Source organism: Sorangium sp. So ce1335, from assembly GCF_051521615.1.
GTDB lineage: Bacteria > Myxococcota_A > Polyangia > Polyangiales > Polyangiaceae > Sorangium.
In genome coordinates, this window is sequence record NZ_CP150363.1 from 932,632 (window position 1) to 948,307 (window position 15,676).

General features: G+C 72.1%; 13 protein-coding genes. 6 read left to right on the top strand and 7 right to left on the bottom strand.

Annotation, left to right across the window (positions count from 1 at the left end; genetic code table 11):
- The first annotated feature begins 4 nt into the window (after window positions 1-4).
- Entirely contained in the window at window positions 5-277 is a 273-nt protein-coding gene (locus WMF24_RS03355; protein WP_437734887.1) for a hypothetical protein, read from the top strand.
- 17 nt (window positions 278-294) lie between these two features.
- Here the strand turns inward: WMF24_RS03355 and WMF24_RS03360 are convergent, their stop codons facing one another.
- From WMF24_RS03360 to WMF24_RS03370, 3 genes are all read right to left on the bottom strand, one after another.
- Window positions 295-1,242 carry a glutamate--tRNA ligase family protein gene (locus WMF24_RS03360; protein ID WP_437734888.1) on the bottom strand — a complete coding sequence of 316 codons (948 nt, stop codon included), beginning with the start codon at window positions 1,240-1,242 and terminating at the stop codon, window positions 295-297.
- Between the two features lie 90 nt (window positions 1,243-1,332).
- Window positions 1,333-3,126 carry a glutamate--tRNA ligase gene (locus WMF24_RS03365; RefSeq protein WP_437734889.1) on the bottom strand — a complete coding sequence of 598 codons (1,794 nt, stop codon included), beginning with the start codon at window positions 3,124-3,126 and terminating at the stop codon, window positions 1,333-1,335.
- 232 nt (window positions 3,127-3,358) lie between these two features.
- Window positions 3,359-5,134: an adenylate/guanylate cyclase domain-containing protein gene (locus WMF24_RS03370; protein ID WP_437734890.1), complete on the bottom strand. Its 1,776-nt coding sequence runs from the start codon at window positions 5,132-5,134 to the stop codon at window positions 3,359-3,361.
- A 638-nt stretch (window positions 5,135-5,772) separates the two neighbouring features.
- Between WMF24_RS03370 and WMF24_RS03375 the strand changes: the two genes are divergently transcribed.
- Window positions 5,773-6,504 (top strand): hypothetical protein, encoded by a 732-nt coding sequence (locus tag WMF24_RS03375; RefSeq protein ID WP_437734891.1) that lies wholly within the window; start codon window positions 5,773-5,775, stop codon window positions 6,502-6,504.
- A 212-nt stretch (window positions 6,505-6,716) separates the two neighbouring features.
- Here WMF24_RS03375 and WMF24_RS03380 read toward each other — a convergent pair whose 3' ends face one another.
- From WMF24_RS03380 to WMF24_RS03390, 3 genes are all read right to left on the bottom strand, one after another.
- Window positions 6,717-8,408, bottom strand: a complete 1,692-nt coding sequence (locus WMF24_RS03380; protein ID WP_437734892.1) for a hypothetical protein — start codon at window positions 8,406-8,408, stop codon at window positions 6,717-6,719.
- A gap of 139 nt (window positions 8,409-8,547) precedes the next feature.
- The gene (locus WMF24_RS03385; protein WP_437734893.1) at window positions 8,548-8,928 is read right to left on the bottom strand and encodes an Hsp20/alpha crystallin family protein; all 381 of its coding nucleotides are present in this window, start codon (window positions 8,926-8,928) and stop codon (window positions 8,548-8,550) included.
- Window positions 8,929-9,051: 123 nt separating this feature from the next.
- On the bottom strand, window positions 9,052-9,516 hold the full coding sequence (locus WMF24_RS03390; RefSeq protein WP_437734894.1) for an Hsp20/alpha crystallin family protein: 465 nt from the start codon (window positions 9,514-9,516) through the stop codon (window positions 9,052-9,054).
- Between the two features lie 353 nt (window positions 9,517-9,869).
- Between WMF24_RS03390 and WMF24_RS03395 the strand changes: the two genes are divergently transcribed.
- Window positions 9,870-10,451, top strand: coding sequence for a YtfJ family protein (locus tag WMF24_RS03395; RefSeq protein WP_437734895.1), 582 nt, complete (start codon window positions 9,870-9,872; stop codon window positions 10,449-10,451).
- A 9-nt stretch (window positions 10,452-10,460) separates the two neighbouring features.
- Here the strand turns inward: WMF24_RS03395 and WMF24_RS03400 are convergent, their stop codons facing one another.
- Entirely contained in the window at window positions 10,461-11,375 is a 915-nt protein-coding gene (locus WMF24_RS03400) for a MerR family transcriptional regulator (protein WP_437734896.1), read from the bottom strand.
- Window positions 11,376-11,523: 148 nt separating this feature from the next.
- Between WMF24_RS03400 and WMF24_RS03405 the strand changes: the two genes are divergently transcribed.
- Genes WMF24_RS03405 through WMF24_RS03415 form a run of 3 tightly spaced genes read left to right on the top strand, consistent with a single transcriptional unit; the run spans window position 11,524 to window position 15,570 of the window.
- Entirely contained in the window at window positions 11,524-13,116 is a 1,593-nt protein-coding gene (locus WMF24_RS03405; protein ID WP_437734897.1) for a phytoene desaturase, read from the top strand.
- Window positions 13,097-14,053 (top strand): phytoene/squalene synthase family protein, encoded by a 957-nt coding sequence (locus WMF24_RS03410; protein WP_437734898.1) that lies wholly within the window; start codon window positions 13,097-13,099, stop codon window positions 14,051-14,053. Before WMF24_RS03405 ends, WMF24_RS03410 begins: the two co-directional genes overlap by 20 nt.
- Window positions 14,050-15,570: a lycopene cyclase gene (locus WMF24_RS03415; protein WP_437734899.1), complete on the top strand. Its 1,521-nt coding sequence runs from the start codon at window positions 14,050-14,052 to the stop codon at window positions 15,568-15,570. Before WMF24_RS03410 ends, WMF24_RS03415 begins: the two co-directional genes overlap by 4 nt.
- Window positions 15,571-15,676 lie beyond the last annotated feature (106 nt).

A 15,676-nucleotide genomic window follows, 5' to 3' on the forward strand; every position in this document is an offset into this window, starting at 1 on the left:
TGGCGTGGCGTCGACGCAGAATGCTGGCGCGCCGACCTGCTCTCATGGTAAGCGGCGGCCCGACATGATGCCCCTTGGAAGCGACACCACTCCGGGACGTGCGCGCGACCTCGCCGAGCAGGCGTGGCGCGCCTGGACGCTGTTCGGAGCCCGCTCGCGCCGAGGGCGCGACGGTCGGCGCGACGATGATGACGACGACGACGATCTGCCGCGGCCGAGCGCGATCGTGACGCTGTTCCCGCTGTTCGCGCGCTCCTCCTCGCCGCTGCCGGCCTGAGCCGGGCCCGGGGAGGCTCAGGGGACCGGCGTGACGGCGAGCGCCCCGTCGCTCGCCCCACCGCTCGCCCCACCGCTCCACCGCACGACCCGGTCCGCCGTCGCGACCCGCTCCCACGCGAACTCCGGGAGCAGCTCCGCCGGCGTGCACGGCTCCGGCCGGTCGCGAAGGCCGACGCAGCACGCGAGCGCGCCGCAGAGCGCGTCCGCGCTCCGGGCGAGCGCGGCGCCGCGCGCCGCCCCGTGGGTCTTCGCCAGCTTGCCGCCGCGCTCTTCCAGGAGGAGCAGGTGGTGCCGGTAGACCGGCGCGGGCAGCCCGAGCAGCGCCTGGAGCGCCGCCTGCGTCGCGGTGCTCGGCGCGATGTCGCGCCCGCGGACGACGCGCGTGACGCCGGCCGCGCCGTCGTCGACGACCACCGCGAGCTGGTACGAGAACGCCCCGTCGCGCCGGCGCACGACGGGGTCGCCCATCGCGGCCGCGGGATCCTGCGAGAGGTCGAGCCCGCCCTCGTCCACGGGCCGGAACACGCCGTCGGGCAGCCGCGCCCGGATCGGCTCGGCGCTCGCGCGCCACCCGCCGGGCGGCAGCGCGCGGCCGCGGGCGCGGTTGTCGTACGCCCAGCCGCCGTCGGGCGCGCGCCGGCCGATCGCGCGCACCTCCTCGCGCGTCGCGGGGCAGGGGTACAGCGCGCCGAGCGCCTCCAGCCGGTCCATGGCCGCCTCGTGGTGCGCCCTGCGGGTGTGCTGCTCGACGCGCTCGTCGAAATCGAGCCCCAGCCACGCGAGGTCGTCCTCGATCGCGCGCGCGAACGCGGGCCGGCAGCGGTCGGGGTCGAGGTCCTCCAGCCGCAGGACGAGCCGCGCGCCCCGCGACCGCGCGTCGAGCCAGCAGAGCAGCGCCGCCGCGAGTGTGCCGAGGTGGGCGGGCCCCGTCGTCGAGGGCGCGAACCGGCACACCTCGCTCATCGCGCCTCCTGCCGCCGCCGCGGGCCGTGGAGCCGCGGCGGCCCCCGCCAGGGACGCGCGGCCTCCGGGCCCGTCACGCCGCGCCCCCGCTCAGAGGAAGCGCGCGATGCGCGCGCGCACGCGCGGCTCACCGAGCACCGCCATGACCTCGGCCAGATCGGGGCTGTTGCGCGTCCCGCAGACCGCGACACGGAGCACCATCGAGACGTCGCCGACATGGCCCTTCCACGACTCGGGAGATGCCTTGTACTGCTTCACCTCGCCGGCGTAGCCCGAGGCGACGGCGATCTGCCGGATCTTCTCGAACCACGCCTCCTTCGAGTCGGCCGGATCGAAGACGTCGAGCATCTGCCGGAGCAGCGGCTTTCGGTCCTCCTCCGGGACGTTCTCGGGGAAGTCGAACGCCTCGACCCTGTCGTAGAGCTCGTCGTAGAAGAAGAAGAGCTGGGGGCGCAGGTCGGGCCACGTCACGATGCGCTTGTTCGACTTCTTGCCGCCCCGCTCGATGCCGAGCGCGCGCTTCGTGTACTCCGGATCTCGCTCCATCAGCGCGGCGAGCTCCGTGTCGTGCGCCCTCGCCCAGTCGATGCCCTGGGCGTAGACGTCCTCCGCGCTCATCCGGCTCACGACCGACTGGCTGACGCTCTTCAGCTTGACGAGGTCGCTCAGGGCGCCGCCGGGGGCGAGCTTGTTCAGCTTGAGCGGGAAGGCGGTATACGGCTTGTCCGGGTTCGCCTTGCGCCAGTCCTCGAACGCGGAGTTGGCGATGTTGAGCAGGTACTCGATCGTGGCCGTCTCGGGGACGCCGATCTCCCGGTAATACTCGATGTTCGCCTCGGGGTCCTTGCGCTTGCTCAGCTTGCGCCGGGCGTCCGAGACCTTCGTCTCGCCCGTCTCCGGGTCTGCCTCCTCCACGCGGTCGAGCTTCTGGATCGGCGGGACGTGGGCGTACTCGACCGGCCTGAAGCCGAGCACGCGGAAGAGCTGGAGGTGCAGCGGCATCGACGAGATCCACTCGTCGCCGCGGATGACGTGCGTCGTCCGCATCAGGTGATCGTCGACGGCGTGGGCGAAGTGGTAAGTCGGGATGCCGTCCGACTTGAGGAGGATGGTGTCGAGATCGTTGACGGGCATCGAGATGACGCCCTTCACGCCGTCCTTCCACTCGACGCGGCCGGAGACGTCGTCCGGGGCGCGCAGCCGGAGCACGAACGGGGTGCCGCTCGCGAGCGCCTCCTTGACCCGGGCGAGCGGCGCGTCGCGCCACTTCGCCCAGCGGCCGTGATACCCGGGCTTCACCGTGAGCGCCATCTGCTCCTGGCGGATGGCGTCCAGCTCCTCCACCGTGCAGAAGCACGGGTAGGCGAAGCCGCGGCGGATGAGGTCGATGGCGTAATCCCTGTAGATCTCGACCCGCTCGGTCTGGATATAAGGGCCGTAGTCGCCCTGCTGCACGAACTCGCCCCGGGGACCGCCGTCCTTCGCGGGGGCGCGGAGGACGCCCTCGTGCGGGGAGAGGTCGTAGCGAGCGAGCGAGTCGACGATGGTGTCGATGGCGCCCGGGATGGCGCGCTTGACGTCGGTGTCCTCGAGGCGGAGGAAGAAGACGCCCTCGCTCTGGACGGAGAGCCGCTTGTTGATGAGCGAGACGAAGACGCCGCCGATGTGCATGAACCCGGTGGGGCTCGGCGCGAACCGGGTGACCATCGCGCCCTTGGGCAGCGCGCGCCGCGGATAGCGCGCCTCGTACTCCTCGGGTCGCCTGGCCGACGCGGCGGCGTCGCCGAACAGGAGGCGCACGAGCTCGTCGCGGTCCTCTCCGGGGCCCGGTTCGCGGACGGTGACGGGAAGAAGCGTCGTCTCGGTCGGGGCCTGCTTGTCCATGAGGGCGCGTCGCTCCTGGTCTGACATCGGGCGGGGGCGCAGCCATTGCACGCCCGCCAGGCCTTGTCAATCGCGGCCTTGGCGCCGGCCGCGCGCCTCGCCGCGCTGACGCCGCGCGAGGGCAGCGTCAGCGCGGCGAGACAGCGCTGTCGCCGCGCCGGGCCGCCGCGCGCTGGGGCGCGCCGCGAGGCGCTGTAACGTGCGGTAGCGCGCTGTGACGCGCGGTAACGTACTATGGCGGTGTCTTCTCGCCGACGAGCCAATACGTCTTCATCGCGCCTTTGCCCTTGATCGCCACGAGGCCTCGCTCCTCGAGGACGAAGTCGCCCCGGAGCAGGGTATAGCTCGCCTCGCTCACCTGGATGCGCCCGGGCTCTCCGCTCGACTCCATGCGGCTCGCCACGTTCACCGCGTCGCCCCAGAGATCGTAGCTGAACTTCTTCTTGCCGATGACGCCGGCGATGACAGGCCCGGTGTTGATGCCGATCCTGAGCCGGAAAGGCTCGCCGTCCTCGTCGACGAACCGGCGCACGGTGTCCGCCATCGCGAGGGCCATCCGCGCGATCGCGCGCGCGTGGTCGGGGCGCTGGACCGGCAGCCCGCCGACGACCATGTAGGCGTCTCCGATGGTCTTTATCTTCTCCAGGCCGTGCTGCTCCGCGAGCTGATCGAACGAGGAGAACATCCGGTTGAGCAGGCCGACGAGCTCCGTCGGGTTGAGCCGCGCGGCGCGCGGGGTGAAGCCCGCGATGTCGGCGAAGAGGATTGTCACCTCCTCGAAGTGCTCGGCGATGAGCCGCTCGTGCTCCTTGAGCTGGTCGGCGATCGACCTCGGCAGGATGTTGAGGAGGAGCCGGTCCGAGCGCTCGTGGGCCTGCTCGGCCGCCGCCTTCGCCTGCTCGAGCGCCGCCTTCTGCTGGCTCTGCCGGCGGGCGTTCGCCTCGAGCGCCGAGAGCATGCCGTTGATCGACCCGGTGAGGCGGGAGAGCTCGTCGTTCCCGGGCATCGCGACGCGCGCGGAGAGGTCGCCGTCGCCGCCGATCGCGGTGACCTCCCTGCTGAGGCGGGCGAGCCGGTAGAGGACCAGCTTCTCCAGGAGCAGGAGGGTGACGCCGCCGAAGACGAGGCCGACGAGCACCGTCACGAGGACGAGGTAGTGGAGCGTGTCGTTTCCCATCCGGAGGATCGCGCGGTCGTTGTCGACGCGCACGAGCAGCGCGGGCTGGCCGTCGATGTCGTGCAGGACGGTGTACCCGGCGATGCGGTCGTCGCTGAGGGGGCGGACGACCGTGGGGGCGCGGTCGGACGGGGTGGCGCCGTCCGAGAGGGCGGCGAGGTCGGACAGGGGGGCGACATCCAACAGGGGGGCGCGGTCGGACAGGGGGGCGACGTCCAAGAGGGGGGCGCGGTTGGACAGGGGGGCGACATCCCAGAGGGGGGCGCGCGCCTCGCGGAAGTCGGCGGGAAGGTCGGGGTCGTCGAGGCGGCGCACGGCGAGCGAGAGGCCGGCGGGCACGGCGAGGCGCTGGATCTCGGCGTCGGTCAGGAAGCGACCGAACATGACAGTGCCGGCGACCGGCCCGCGGCCGGCGCTGCCGACGCTCGGCTGGGAACAGAGAAGCATCGGCCCGTCCGGCAGGAGGACGATGCCGCCTCGGACGGCAGTGGGCTGCGCGTCCCGCCCGAACAGGAGATCGCCGACGCGGAGCCGCTCCGCGATGCCCCTGGGGAGCGGCGCCCAGCGCTTCTGGGCGTGATCGTACCCTGTGCTGTACACGGGCGTTCCGTCCGCATCGGCGAAGACGGCGAGGTCGATCCGGGCGATGTCGAAGAGCTCGGTGACGAGGTTCGAGCGGACGAAGTCTTGATTGCCGTCCTGCACGAACGCGTGCGCGTCGTCCCACTGGCTCCAGTCGGTCCAGCGCGCGTTGAAATCGCGGGTGGCCTGGTGGAAGAGGTTGAGCGCCACCCGCGCGGTGCGGCGCGTGTCCCGGGCCTCGGCGGCCATCGAGTTGGCGAGGAGCGCCTGCGATGAAACGCCGTACAGGGCAAAGCTGAGCCCGAGCAGCGTGGCGGCGATCGCCAGCAGCGTCTTCGCGCGCAGCGAGAGCAGGGCGTCGAGGGCGGGCTTGAGCGTCAGCGACGGCGAGCCTATCGGAACGCGAGGCGGCGCGGAAGCGCCGGGGCGAGCTCGGCCGCGGCGGGACGGCGCGGAAGCGCCGGAGCGACCTGGGATGGCGCGGAGGCGCCGGAGCGACCTGGGATGGCGGGGCGCGGAAGCGCCGGAGCGACCTGGGATGGCGGCGGCGCGGCGCCGGGCGAGACGGGCAGGGAGCGGCGACGCGGTGCAGGAGAGGGGCCGCGGAGAGGACGGCGCTCGCTGGGTCGGTGGGCCTTCAGGCGAGACGGCATGTCGAGCCGGAGCGGGGAGGCACCGAGTTCCAGGCGTGTGTCGATGACGTTGCCATGGATCGCTCTGGACGGTGCTGTGTCCGGTCGCCTCATTGGGAAATCCAGGTCTATGGTAATGGGCAAAACGCGGCTGGCCTGGGCATTACGTGTTCGTGATGCGGACCGCCACGACATCTCACGCCGTCCGCGTGGCTTCCTTGGACCGATCTCGCGAGACCGGATAGACTCCTGTCAATGCACACGCCTGGACGGCACCTCCTCGTTCCCGCGCTCCTCCTCACACTCGCGGCGTGCGCGGTCGGTACCGACGATCTGCAGCCCGGCTACGAGGAGCAGGCCGGCGGCGGCGGAAGCGGCAGCCGGGGCGAGGGCGGCGCCGGAGGGGTGGACGCGCCGGCGAGCTCCAGCTCCAGATCGAGCTCTGCGTCCAGCTCGAGCGCGAGCTCGTCCGGGTCCGGCGGCGCCGGGGGCGAGGGCGGTGAAGGCGGCGAGGGCGGAAGCAGCGAAGGTCTTGGCGGCGAGGGCGGCGGCGGGGGAGCGGTGGCCGAGTGCGATTATGCAGCGCCGAACACCTGTGCTGGAGCAGAGGATCTCGGTGAGATCCCGGGCGATGACGGTGCTGCATCAGTGACGGTGACGGAGACGGGGACCACGTCGAAGTGGTTCAAGGTCCACGTCGTCGATGAGGTAAACACTCCGACCTCGGAGTCCTTCACTGCCACGCTCACTTCCCCACCCGGAATGAACTTTGATCTGATCGTCTACCAAGGGGAGATCGGAGTCGATGCGCCGGACTGCTTCGCGTCCGGCGTGAGAGGGCATGGATCGCCTGAGTCGTTCACGACAACCTGGAACGATCGATTGATTTTGGACGACCCTCTCTGGTTCCTGATTGAGGTACGATATGTAGACGGCGCTGCGTGTGGAAGCGATGCCGCCTGGACACTCACTGTTAAAGGCCATTAGTCGGGTAAGGCATGGGGTGATCGACGTCGGCCTACCCGACTAGCCACAGCGTGGAGCATTTGCACATCGCGGTCGAGAAGGAGACACCGCACCGCCCTCACAGGCCGATGCTCGGCACCACAGCGCCTTGAGGCGTGCGCTCCCCGCGTGAGCGCCCGCTGCTGGGCCGGACCTCGCACCGCTCGCAACAGCGCGCCCCCTGGGAGCGGTACTCAGGGGGACATCCGCGCGAGTATCACACTGAAACCATCCATCATCAGCGGCGGGTCCACCAGGTCGAGCGCCCCGTCGCTCACGCCCGCCACGACGATTTCATGCGTCTCCGGATGAACCGCCGCGGCGGTCGCCGCCTGAGCGGCCGCGCCGCTGCCATAGCGATGACTCCACCGGTGCGTTCCCGTCGCGTCGAACTTGGCGACGAACCAGTCGGCGTCGTTGGCACTCAGCTCTCCATCGCCGAACTCCACCGTTCCGCGGAAACCGCCTGCGAAGACGAGCTCGCCTTCGTTGTCGAACGTGACGCCCTGAATCGGTAAGACCCAGTTCTGCTTGTCCGCGTCGCCGAGCTGTTTCGACCACGAGTGGGCGCCCGTCGCGGAGAGGCGGACAACGAACATATCGCTGTCATCTGCGCCGGTCGTCTCGCGCGGCACGTCCACCGAGCTCGTTCCGTTGAACGTGACCCTACCGGAGAAGAGCCCGACAATACCAGCGTTGCCCGCAGGGTCGACGTCGACGCCGCCGATGTCGAACGTGCTGCCGTCTCGATTCTTGAAGGACGTATTCCAGAGCAGCGTTCCCTCCGGATCGTACTGCGCCACCCAGCCAGACGCTTCGACGCTGTCGGAATGATGGGTGTGGTCAGCGCCGAAGTCGACCGAGGTCACGAACGTGCCGGCGACGACGGTACGTCCCATCGAATCCACCCCAACGCCTTTGCCATACTGGTCGCCCGGGGGATAGGTCTCGTCATCCCCGATCTGGACGCTGTAAACGTGTCCGCCGTCCTCGCCGCTCAAGCGCACCAGAAAGCCGTCCGTGTCCGGCCTCTCTGCGGTCACGAGCGTCGAGCCGCCGAAGGTCACGGTCTGACTGAAGGCTCCCGTGATCACGGCATCTCCGTCCGGCGCCACGGCCAGATCGTATGGTGTGATCTCGCCCTCCAGGTCGCCGAACTGCTTGCTCCACATGTGCCGGCCGTCCGCGTCGAGCTTGGCGACCAGCAGGTCGTTGCGACCGTTGGCCAGGAGATCATCGCCGCCGAGGTTCACGGTCCCGCCGTACTTGGTGGCGAACAGCACATTGCTCTCGGCGTCGAGCGCCACCACGGCATGGCTCTCCCCCGGGAGCGGCACGGACCGGCTGTACACGTGGTTGCCCTCGCCGTCGAACACGGCGAGGAAGGCGCCAGCGGGAAGATGCTCCGGCAAGACCGTCGTGGCATTCGGGCCGAAGTTGATCTCGCCTCGGTAGAAGCCCACCATCACGATGCGATCGCCCTTCGGGCTGATCGCCACCGACGTTGCAAGCCGATCGGCCCCAGCGCTCGACATCCTCGCCCACAGGACATCGCTGCACCCGACGCCGTCGCAGTCCTCGTCCCCCCGCCGGTCGCAGTCCTCCTCGCCTGGGAGCACCTGCTCCTCGCAGGCGCCCCACGTCCCCTCCGCGCCGCAGGTCTGCGTGCCCGCCGCGCAGAGGCCCACGCCTTCGGTGTCGCCGGGGCCCTCGTAACACGCCCGCGTGTCACCCCGCTCGCAAGGCGCCGTGTCGCCGCCCCCGGAGCCGGGGCCCGCGGCATCGGTGAAGTCGTCGAGCCCCAGCAGCGTGCTGCAGCCGGAGGCGAGCAGCGCGGTCAGGGCGATGGAGGGGATGGCTGGGAGAGGATGACGCAGGAGAGGCACGCGGGAACGGTAGCCGAACCCGGCCCCTCCGGCCCAGAGGGCTCGTCGATCGCGCGTCGGGCGCCGCGCGCTGCACCGAACCTTGCCCGAGGGGCGTCGGTGACAGGCGGCGCGGCGCCCAGGTCGTCCGCCCGCCACGTCAGCCCGCGCTGATCGGGATCTGACGGGGCTTGAGCGAGGCGCTCTTCGGCAGGTGGATCCGCAGGACGCCCGCCTGGAGCTCCGCGGAGATCTTGTCCGAGTCGATGCCCTGCGGGACAACGAAGCTCCGACGAAAGTCAGGCAGGTTGTCCGCGCTCTGCTCGCGCTCGGCCGCGTCGGTGCGCCGGCCCTCGAAGCTCAGCTCGCCCTTCTCCAGCCGGATGGCCAGGCGATCCTGCGTGACGCCCGGGAGATCCGCCACGACAAGGAGCTCCTCGGCGTTCTCGTAGATGTCGACCGCCGGGGGCACCGCAGGGCGCTGCTGGATCTTCTCAGGGTTGCTCTCCGCACGGTTCGTCAGGTTGCGATCGGTGCTCATGTTCATCGCTCCTTCCTCGGTACATTCCTGATCCGCTCATCGCGGTATCGTCGCTCTTCTCTCGTCTCTTCTCGTCTCTTCTCGTCTCTTCTCGTCCCTTCGACTCCCTCGTACCGCTCGACATCAGCGGGAGGTCACCGCGATCTGACGCGGCTGCGCCTCGGCGGCCTTGTTCAGCGTCAGCGTCAGCACGCCGTTCTTGAGGACCGCCGTCGTCTTCTCGGGGTCGACCTTGCTCGGCAGCGTGAAGCTCCGGCTGAAGCGCACAGCGCCCCGCTCCTTGCGGTGAACGAGGTAACCCTCCGGCGCGTCCGACCTGCGCTCGCCGCTCACGGTCAGGACGTCCTGGTTGAGCGAGATCTGGACATCCTTCTCCGTCAGGCCAGGGAGATCGGCCTTGACGACAAGGGCGCTGCCCGTGTCGTACAGGTGAATGCGCGGACCAGGCGTGTACCGGGGCGACTGGTCGAACTCGCCGCGCAGCGACGCGCGCGGCGCGTCGTACTCCTCGAACACCCGGTCCATGCGCCGGCGAAGCTCATCCATCATGGCAAACGTGCGATCGAAATCCGTGTAACGGTTCAGCATGGCGACTCCTCCGTGACCCCCGCGCGCGGCGCGCGCCGGGGCCTCGCCCACGGCGCCGTCACCCTGCTCGCGACGGCCCATTTGTTGTAGCGTTACGGGACCTTGGCTCCGGGAGCCGGTCTCTTCGCACCGCCCAATCTTCGCACGGCGCCCGGGGTGTCAAGAGCCGGGCCAACCACCCTCCACCGCAGCACACGGGCCGGAATGAACCCGGAAAGTCCGCCAAGGCAGCCCCGGCGACCTCATCCAGAAAACCCCCGTCCCGAGAAGACCCCCAGCTCCCGTCGAGCCCGTTCGGTAGTACGATCACCTTGGACAGCCCTGGGATGATTTGCCAAAAGATGCTACGAACCATGGACATGCAGAACCGCCCGCCCGTCTCCCGCCGCCCGTGGCCCGCCCGCCTCCTCTCCGCCGCCTCGGCCGCGGCGCTCTCATTGGCGCTGATCTCGGGGGCGGCGCTGGCGCTGCCGTCCGAGGGCGACCGGGCGCCGAACGCGCGCGTCGAGGACGCCGACGGCCGCGTGCTCCAGCTCAAGACGCTGCGGGGCAAGCCGATCCTCATCGTGTACGAGGACAAGGACTCGGCGACCCAGAACCAGGCGTTCAAGGACGCGCTCGCCAAGCTCGCGAAGGGCGACCGCTACCGCAAGACGATCGCCCTCGCGGCGGTCGCCGACGTGAGCTCGTACGACTTCTGGCCGGTGAAGGGGTTCGTGAAGGACGCCATCCGCGAGGAGTCGCGGAAGGTCGGCGCGACGATCTACTGCGACTGGGACGGCACCTTCCGCGAGGCCTACAGGCTCCGCCGCGGCATCAGCAACATCGTCCTCGTGGGCAAGAACGGCCAGGTGCTCTTCGCCGCCGAGGGAAAGCTCAAGCCCGAGGCGCAGCGCAGGGTGCTCGACCTGCTCCGCAAGGAAGTCGAGGGCTGACCGGCTGGCTCAGCTCGCGTCCTTGCGGCGCCGGCGCGAGAGCAGCGCGGACTCGACCTGCGCGCGCACCTCCGAGACGTCGGGCGACGCCACGAGGCCGCCGCGCGCCTCGATGAACGGACGGAGCGCCTCCGCGCCCGCGCCGCCCACGATCCACGCCGCCTCCCGGCACGCGTCCGCGTACGCGTCGACGAGCTCGCGCGCGGTCGGCGGGGGCGGCGGGATCGCCACCGTCAGCGCGACGACGTCCGGCGAGAGCGACTCGACAGCGCGCGCGATCGCCGCCGGCGGGGTCCGCGGGCCGAGCACGACCGAGCGGAAACCCCACGAGCAGAAGCGCAGGCCGATGCCGAACAGCCCGAGCACGTGGTCCTCGTCCGCGAACGCAGCGAGCAGCACGCGCCGGCCGCTCTCGCCCGGCTGCGCGAGCCGCAAGAGGTGCAGCAGCGTGGCGCCGAGCACCTGCGACGCGAGGTGCTCCTGCGCGACCGTGATCCTCCCCTCGTGCCAGAGATCGCCGATGCGCTCGAGCGCCGGGCCGAGCGCCCGCTCGAAGATCGTCACCGCAGGGCCCAGCGAGAGCGCGCGGTTCACCTCGGCCTCGAGGCCGTCCGGATCGAACCGGAGCGCGGCGTCGACGATGCGCTCGCTCGCCCCCGCGAACGCGTCGCCGCCGTTCGCGTGCACCGGCGGCTGGGGCGCCGCCGTCTCGATCACCATGCGCGCCGCCTCGGCGGCCGCCATCCCGCCGTTCACGTAGTCGCGCATCTTCTTGATCAGCGCGACGTCCTCCTCGCTGTAGAGGCGATACGCGGACGCCGTGCGCGCCGGGGACGGCACGCCGTAACGGCGCTCCCACGCGCGCAGCGTCGCCGAGGACACGCCACACATCTTCGAGACGGCATGAATTCTGTAGCGGCTCACGTGGACAACCTGGATAGAGGCCCCCGAGCCGCGGCCGACCCCGCCGGCTCGAAGCGCCGAGCCGACGGGCAGCGAGGCCCAGGCGACCTGCCTGGGACGACGTTTTTCGCCTTTGTCAAAGGCTGCGACAAACATTATACTCGGCGCCATGCAAAACACCAGCGCTTCCTCGGCGCACCCGGATCTGCCCGGTTCCCCGGCGGGCGACGGCGGCGTCGCCGCCCAGCCCGCGCGGCGGGTGGCCGGCGGCCGCCGGGGCAGGCCGCGCGCCGTCGTGATCGGCAGCGGCTTCGGGGGCCTCGCGGCGGCCGTGCGGCTCGGCGTGCGGGGCTACGAGGTCACGGTCGTCGAGAAGCTCGACGAGCCGGGCGGGCGCGCGTACGTGCACCGCCAGGACGGCTTCACCTTCGACGCGGGGCCGACCGTGATCACGGCGCCGTTCCTCTTCGAGGAGCTCTGGCAGCTCTGCGGCCGCCGCATGGCCGACGAGATCGACCTGCGGCCGGTGACGCCGTTCTACCGGATCCGCTTCCACGACGGCGCGACGTTCGACTACACGGGCGACGCCGCCGCGATGCGCGCCGAGGTGGCGCGCCTGTCACCAGGCGACGTCGAGGGGTACGAGCGCTTCGTCAAGACGAGCGAGGCGATCTTCCGCGTGGGGTTCGAGGAGCTCGCGCACGTGCCGTTCGGGTCGTGGATGGACATGGCGCGCATCGTGCCGGACATGGTGCGGCTCGAGAGCTACCGCACCGTGTACGGGCTCGTGGCGAAGCACGTGAAGGACGACCGGCTGCGCCAGGTGCTGAGCTTCCACCCGCTGCTCGTCGGCGGGAACCCGTTCTCGACCACGTCGATCTACAGCCTGATCGCGTTTCTCGAGCGCAACTGGGGCGTGCACTTCCCGATCGGCGGCACGGGCGCCCTCGTGCGAGGGCTCGTGTCGCTCATCGAGGGGCTCGGCGGAGAGGTCCGGTGCGGCGCCGAGGTGCGGCGCATCGCCGTGGAGGGCGGCCGCGCCCGCGGCGTGGAGCTCGCGTCGGGGGAGCGGATCGGGGCGGACGTCGTCGTGTCGAACGCGGACTCGGCGTGGACGTACCGGCACCTCGTGCCGCCGGAGGCGCGCAAGCGCTGGACCGACAGGCGCATCGAGCGGCAGCGCTACTCGATGAGCCTGTTCGTGTGGTACTTCGGCACGCGCCGGCAGTACCCGGACGTCGCGCACCACACGATCCTCCTCGGCCCGCGCTACAAGGCGCTGCTCGAGGACATCTTCCAGAGGCACGTGCTCGCGGACGACTTCAGCCTGTACCTGCACCGCCCGACGGCGACCGATCCGGCCCTGGCGCCGGCCGGCTGCGACACGTTCTACGTGCTGTCGCCGGTGCCGAACCTGCTGAGCGGCACGGACTGGCCCGCGACCCAGGAGCGCTACAGGCGCTCGATCGCGGCGCTGCTCGAGGCGACGCTCCTGCCGGGGCTCGAGGGCGCGCTCGCGAGCTCGCGGCTGCTCACGCCGCAGGACTTCCAGGACCGGCTGCTGTCGTTCCGCGGGGCGGCGTTCGGGCCGGAGCCGGTGCTCACGCAGAGCGCCTTCTTCCGGCCGCACAACGCGAGCGAGGACGTCGAGCACCTCTACCTCGTCGGGGCCGGGACGCACCCGGGGGCCGGTCTGCCCGGGGTGCTCTCGTCGGCGCGCGTGCTGGATCAGGTGGTCCCGGATGCATCGAAGTTCCTCTGAGCCGTCGGCGGCCGACTTCGCCGCGTGCAAGGCGCTCCTGCGCAAGGGGTCGAAGAGCTTCGCCGCGGCCGCGCTCCTCTTGCCGGCGCGCGTGCGGGAGCCGGCGTCGGCGTTCTACGCGTTCTGCCGGGTCGCGGACGACGCCGTCGACGAGCTCGGCGAGCACGCGCCGCCGGCCGCCGCCGCGGCGGCCGTGGCGGCGCTGCGCGAGCGGCTCGCGCGCGCGGCCATGGGCGCGCCGGACGACAGCCCCGTCGACCGGGCGCTCGGGCGCGTGATGGCGGAGCACGCGCTGCCGCGCGCGTTCATCGAGGCGCTGCTCGAGGGGTTCGCGTGGGACGCGGAGGGGCGCCGGTACGAGACGCTCTCCGAGCTGAACGCCTACGCGGCGCGCGTCGCGGGCGCCGTGGGCGCGACGATGTCGGCGCTCATGGGGGCGCGGGGGCCCGACGCGCTCGCGCGGGCGTGCGACCTCGGCGTCGCCATGCAGCTCACGAACATCGCGCGCGACGTCGGGGAGGACGCGCGGCGCGGGCGGGTCTACCTGCCGCTCGCGTGGATGCGCGAGGCCGGGATCGACCCGGACCTGTGGCTCGCGCGGCCCGCGTTCGACGAGCGGCTCGGGCGGATCGTGGCGCGGCTGCTCGACGAGGCGGAGGTGCTCTACCGCCGCGCGGGCGCCGGCATCCCGATGCTGCCGCGCGACTGCCGGGCCGCGATCCAGGCGGCGCGGCTCATCTACGCTGACATCGGGCGCGAGATCGCGCGCCGCGGCTTCGACTCGGTGTCGGCGCGCGCGGTCGTGTCGCCCGGCCGCAAGGCGTGGCTCGTGCTGCGGGCGCTCGTCGGCCGGGCCGCGGCGCCGGACGAGGAGCGCGCGCACGGGGCGGCGCCGCCGCTCGACGAGGTCCGCTTCCTCCTGGAGGCGGCGCGATGAGGGCCGGGGCCGTCAGCCCGCAGGCCGCGTCGGCGCGGGAGCTCGACGCGGCGCGGGAGCGCGTGCGCGAGGCGGGCGGCGAGGCGCTGCTCGCGCGGCTCGAGCACCTCGACGCGGCGCGGGCCGCGCGGCTCGGGCACCTCGACGCGGCGCGCGTCGCGCCGCCCTGGCCTATCGAGCCGCGCGGGGGCGAGGTGGTGCGGGCGCCCGACAGGGGCGCCGCCGTCGACTACGACGTCGTCATCGCGGGCGGCGGGCTGTCGCTCCTGCTCGCGCCGCTGCTCGCGTCGGCCGGGCTGCGGGTCGCGGTGCTCGACAGGGCGCGGATCGGCGCGGCGCACCGCGAGTGGAACGCCGGGACGGCCGAGGTGGACGCGCTCTCGGCGTCGGGGCTCTTCGCGCGGGACGAGGTCGAGCGGCTCGTCGTCGCCCGCTACGCCGAGGGGCTGTGCCGGTGGCACGGCGGCGGGACGTACCCGGTGCGCGGCGTGCTCGACCACGCGATCGACGCGGGGGGGCTGCTCGACGCGGCGCGGGCCCGGGCCGAGGCGCTCGGGGTCGCGCTGCTCGACGGGCACGCGCTCGTCGGGCACGCGGAGGGGCCGGACGCGGTCGCGCTCGCCGTGGCCGAGGCGCGGCCGGGCGCCGCGCCGCGCGCGCTGTCGGCGCGGCTGCTCGTCGACGCGCGGGGCGCGGCGAGCCCGTACGCGACGGCGGATCTCGTCTGCCCGACGGTCGGCGGCGTGCTCGCGGGGCTCGCGGAGGGCGACGGCGAGCGGCAGATCCGGCCGGACGTGGGCGAGATCCTGGCGACGACGGAGGACGTCGAGGAGGGGCGGCAGCACCTCTGGGAGGCGTTCCCGGGGCGGCGGGGCGAGACGACGGTCTACCTCTTCTACTACGCGCGCGCGGGGGACGTCGGGCCGGGCGCGCTCCTGTCGCTCTACGCGCGGTTCTTCCGGCTGCTCCCGCGGTACAAGGACGGCGACGCGCGGCTCGTCCGGCCGACGTTCGGGTTCATCCCGGGCTGGTCGCGGCTGTCGGCCCCGCCGCGCGCGCCGGGGCGGCGGGTGCGGCTCGTGGGCGACGCGGCGGCGCGGCACTCGCCGCTGACGTTCTGCGGCTTCGGCGCGAACGTGCGCGAGCTCGCGGCGACGGCCGCGGACCTCGCGCGCGCGGTGGAGGATCCGGGCGCGCCGAGCGCGGCGCGCGACGCGCCGGTCCACTCGGGCACGGGGGCGCTCGCGGCGCTCATGGCGAGGCCCGCGGGCGGCGCGCGGGCAGCGGAGATGAACGCGCTGCTCAACACGGCGTTCGCCGTGCTCCACGCGATGGGCAACGACGCGTACGCGGCGCTGCTGCGCGACGAGATGCAGCCGGCCGATTTCGTGCGGTTCCTGCGGGAGACGGCGGCGCGGCGGCCCGAGGTGTACCGCGAGGTCGTGAGCGCGCTGCCGCTCCGGGCGATCGGCCGCTGGGGCACGGGGCTCGTGCGGGAGCTCTACCGGGCGCGCTGACCTGGGGGGCAGGTGGGGGGCCGCGACGGTCTCCGGGGGCGGCGCAGGTGGCTCAAGGGAGAATGCAACGCAAAGGCGCAAAGAAGAAGAGAAAGGGATGAGGTTT